We start from the raw sequence: 4,423 nt of genomic DNA, 5'->3' as shown, positions 1-4,423 counted from the left end.
GTACATGGACAGGTCCTTGCCGTAGCCGGACTGCTTGAAGCCACCGTGCGGCATTTCGGCGGTGAGGAGAATGTGGGTGTTGATCCAGACGGCGCCGAAGTCGAGGTCGCGGCTCAGGCGCATGGCGGTTCCGTGGTTCGTCGTCCAGACGCTCGAGGCCAGGGCGTATTCCACGTCGTTGGCCAGTTCCACGGCCTCGTCCTCGGTGCTGAACTTCTGCACCGTGATGACCGGGCCGAACGTTTCCTTCTGGACGATGTCATCGCTCTGCTTGGCGCCGGTGACGATGGTGGGCTCGAAGAAGAAGCCCTTCTCGCCCGCACGGTGGCCGCCGGTCTCGATCTTGCAGTTCGCCGGCAGGTGCTCGACGACGGAGGTGACCGCGTTGAAGTGGTTGACGTTGTTCAGCGGGCCGAAGTAGTTGTCTTCGTCGTTCTGCGAGCCGGTGTGCAGGGTCTTGGTGTGCTCCACCATGGCGGCAACGACGTCGTCGTGCACCGAATCCTGGACCAGGACGCGCGTAATGGCCGTGCAGTCCTGGCCGGCGTTGAAGAAGGCGAACTCGGCGATCGCCGCGGCGCTCTTCTTGATGTCGGCGTCGGCGAACACAATGGCCGGGGCCTTGCCGCCGAGTTCCAGGTGGGCGCGCTTGAGTCCCTTGGCGGCACCCGAGGCGACAGCGATGCCGGCGCGGACGGAACCGGTGATGGAGACCAGGCCGGGGACCTTGTGCTCGACCATCATCGCGCCGGTTTCGCCGGTGCCCAGGACAACGTTCAGGACGCCGGCCGGGAAGATCGCACCGGCGAGCCGGGCCAGCACCAGGGTGGATTCGGGGGTGGTGTCCGAGGGCTTGAGGACCACGGTGTTGCCGGCGGCCAGGGCAGGCCCGATCTTCCAGATGGCCATGAGGAACGGGTAGTTCCAGGGGGCCACCTGCGCAACGACGCCGATCGGCTCGCGCCGCACGTAGGAGGTGTGGCCTTCGAAGTACTCGCCGGCGGACTTGCCTTCCATGATGCGGGCGGCGCCCGCGAAGAAGCGCAGCTGGTCGGCGCCCGCGGCCACTTCCTCGGAGGCGATCAGGGAGCGGACCTGGCCGGTGTTCCGGTGCTGGGCCTCCACGAGCTCGTCACTGTTGGCCTCGACGGCATCCGCCAGCTTGAGCAGCATGAGCTGCCGCTGCCCGGGCGTGGTGTGCTTCCAGGTCTTGAACGCGTTCTTGGCTGCCGTCATGGCGGCATCGACGTCGGCCTGCACCGAGATCGGCGCCTGCGCCACCACGTCACCGTTGGTGGGGTTCACGATGGGCAGCAATCCTGTGCCGGCGGGCGTGACAAACTCGCCGTTGATGAAGTTCTGCAAGGTTTGAACCACGGTGTACAACCTCTTTCTTACTGCCAATGACGGATGTGTGACTGGTCACGAGCCTATGCCAGCAGGTCAAGGCAGGGAATAGGCACCTGCACACCATCCCCGCAGAACTTTAGTGCGCTTGACCAGCACCCGGCTATCCTGAATCCATGGCCATTTCACTCGCAGCCCTACTGGGAGTTCCGTCCCTGAATCTCACCAAGGCCGGACTCGCCGAAACCACCTGGCACCAGGACATTCTTTGGGTGGCCGTCACCGAACAGGAGGATCCGCAGCGGTTCCTCAATGGCGGCGAACTGATCCTGACGACCGGTATGCGGCTCAAAAGTGCCGCGGAGCAGCGCCGGTTCGTGCGTCAGGTCCAGCGGGCAGGCGCGGTGGGCATCGGGTTCGGGGTCGGCCTGACGCACGACGCCGTTCCGCCGGCCCTGATCGCCGAAGCCAACCGGTGGGGGCTGCCGGTGGTGGAAGTGCCCTACGAGACACCGTTCATCGCGATCGGAAAGCTCGTGGCCGACGCCCAGTCCGCGGACCACCTGGTCAAGCTTGAGCGGCTCATTGCCGGGCACCAGATCCTGGCCCGCGCCCTGCTGACGGGCGGCGGCCTGGCCGAGCTCCTGAAACACCTGGGGTCGATGCTGCGCACCGAGATCGTCCTGACCCAGTTCACCGCCCAGCTGTACAACAGTGTTGCGGGCCACCCGGCGCCCAAGGCCGAGGGCTGGGCGTCCTATCCCATCCCCACGGGACGCCGCGACGCCTGCACCCTGTGGGTGAAGCAGCCGTTCGAGGACACGGGCATCGTGGGCTACGCCCAAAACCTGATCAGCGTTGAGCTCAACAACATGGTCAAGCAACGGCAGGCGCAGCGGGCGCTGGCGGGCCAGGTCCTCGACGACGTTATCCACGGGACGCTGGAGGCGTCCGAAGCCACCCGGCGCCTGGCCGGCGTCGGCATCAACAGCACCCGCAAGAACGTGGTCCTGCTCGCCGAATCGGCCGCCCACCAGAAGCAGCTGGGCAGCTCTTCGCTGCCCCAGCCGCTGGCCGCGGCTGTCGGCTCCGTCGTCGGGAAGGACCTCGTGGTGGTGGTGGCCGACGACGGCAGCGGCGCGAGCGCCCTTGCCCGCAGCCTCAGCGACCACCTCGCCGAGGCCGGGATCCATGCCACGATCGGCATAGGCGGGGCGTACACCAAGCCCAACGGCCTGCGCTGGAGCTATTTCGAGGCCCGTGACGCGGCCAGCCACGGGCTGCCGGTCAACGAGCCCGAGCGGCTGAGTCTGACCTCGCTGCTGCTCGCGAGCGAGGACGTTCCGCTGGCGGACATGGCCAACGAATCACTGAACCCGCTGCGGGCCTTCGACGCGGCGCACGGCGCCGAACTCATGGCCACGCTGGAAAGCTACCTCGGCAACAACGGCTCGGTGGCGGCCGTCGCCGAGGAACTGACGCTGCACCGCAATACGGTCCGCTACCGGCTGGCGCAGATCACCGAACTCACCGGATACGACCCCGCGCAGACAGCGGACCGGGTGCAGCTCTGGCTCGCGCTCGCGGTGCAGCGGCTCAGCGCCCGGCATCCGCGCTGACGGCGCTTCCAGTCCGGCCCGCAGGCAACGCGGGGTCACTTAGCGCCCATTGAGCGGCCCGGGATGGGCGCTAAGTGACCCCGCGTTGCTTTCTGTCACCTGCAGAGATATTCGCCACTAAAGGCTGAGACTCAAACATCAAACGTCTAACCTTTAGCTATGGCTAGCAGCACGGCGGTTTCCGCACTTTCCCAGACAGCTCCACCCGGCGCGGTCCGCCCGCGGGGCGTGATCGTGGCCGGCGTCGTGGCGCTCGTGCTCATCGGGCTCAACCTGCGTGCCGGCATCACCGGCGCCGCCGCGCTTTTCCACGACCTGCAGGCTGTCCTGGGCTACGGCCCGCTGATCGCAGCGCTGCTCCCCTCGATCCCCACGCTGTGCTTCGCGGTGGCCGGCGCTGCCACGTCCTGGCTCACCCGGCAGCTGGGGCTGGAAAAAGCCATCCTGCTCTCCCTCGTGATGCTGGCGGCCGGGCTGCTGCTCCGCGGCGTCCCGTCCACCGGGATGCTGTTGGCCGGCACCGTGGCGGGGATGTCCGGGCTGGCCATCTGCAACGTGGCCATGCCCTCTTTCATCCGCGTGCACTTCGCGGACCGCACGTCCCTCATGACCGCCGTCTACACGCTGACCATGACCACAGGCGCCACTGCCACCGCCGTGCTGATCGTTCCGGTGGCCCAGGCCCTGGGCTCGCCGTCGGCGGGCGTCGGCGCGATCGGATTCCTGGCCTTGGGGGCGTGCCTCGGCTTCCTCCCGATCGCGGTGCACGCCCACCGCAACGCATCCCCCGGCAAGGCCGCCCGGGTTTCCCCGTGGCCCCTGCTGCGGACCCGCACCGGCGCGATGATCACGCTGGGCTTCACGGTGCAGGCGCTCCTGGCCTACGCCGTCCTCAGCTGGTTCCCCTACATGCTGGCCACGACGGGGCTCTCCGCGTCCGACAGCGGGCTGATGTTCGGGCTCATGCAGCTCGTCTCCGTCCCCGCCGGCATGGTGCTGGTGGCCATCGGATCACGCCCCCGGATGCTTCGGACCGCGTTCTATCTGGCCACCGTGACCATGGCCCTCGGCGTCCTCTCGATGCTTGTCGTGCCGACGGACTGGGCTCCTTTGACCGCGGTGCTGCTGGGATTCGGACTCGGCATTTTCCCGCTGGTCATGGTGATGATCAGCCGCAGCGGCCGCAGCACGGCCGAGACCACCGCACTGTCCACCGTGGCGCAGTCCGCCGGGTATCTGCTGGCGACGCTCGGCCCGTTCGGCATGGGCCTGCTGCACAGCGCCACCAATTCCTGGACGTTGCCGTTGGCCCTGCTGCTGGCCGTGGCCCTCGGCCAGATCGCGGTGGGCCACCTGCTCTCGGCCGGACCGAAGGAGCTGCGGGCCAAGGAACTGGCAGCCAAAAAGCTGCGGGCCACCGCCCCGCACGCCCCGGAAGGAATCCGGCGATGACACTC

Annotated in this window: 3 protein-coding genes; 2 read left to right on the top strand and 1 reads right to left on the bottom strand. The window is 67.7% G+C overall.

The genetic code is table 11. The annotated features are described in order from the left end of the window. Nucleotides 1-1,377: aminobutyraldehyde dehydrogenase (locus LQV45_RS18885; protein ID WP_230008339.1), on the bottom strand; the 1,377-nt coding region annotated here is incomplete at its 3' end. A gap of 146 nt (nucleotides 1,378-1,523) precedes the next feature. On the opposite strand from LQV45_RS18885, the gene LQV45_RS18880 reads away from it, so the two are divergent. Together LQV45_RS18880 and LQV45_RS18875 are read left to right on the top strand one after the other, a co-directional pair. After that, nucleotides 1,524-2,966: a PucR family transcriptional regulator gene (locus tag LQV45_RS18880; RefSeq protein WP_079550035.1), complete on the top strand. Its 1,443-nt coding sequence runs from the start codon at nucleotides 1,524-1,526 to the stop codon at nucleotides 2,964-2,966. A gap of 159 nt (nucleotides 2,967-3,125) precedes the next feature. Next, nucleotides 3,126-4,418 (top strand): MFS transporter, encoded by a 1,293-nt coding sequence (locus tag LQV45_RS18875; RefSeq protein WP_230008338.1) that lies wholly within the window; start codon nucleotides 3,126-3,128, stop codon nucleotides 4,416-4,418. The last annotated feature ends 5 nt before the right edge of the window (nucleotides 4,419-4,423 follow it).

Source organism: Microbacterium sp. Bi128, from assembly GCF_918698205.1.
Note: the sequence above shows the minus strand (reverse complement) of the source record. Positions and strands in the feature narration are given on the sequence as shown.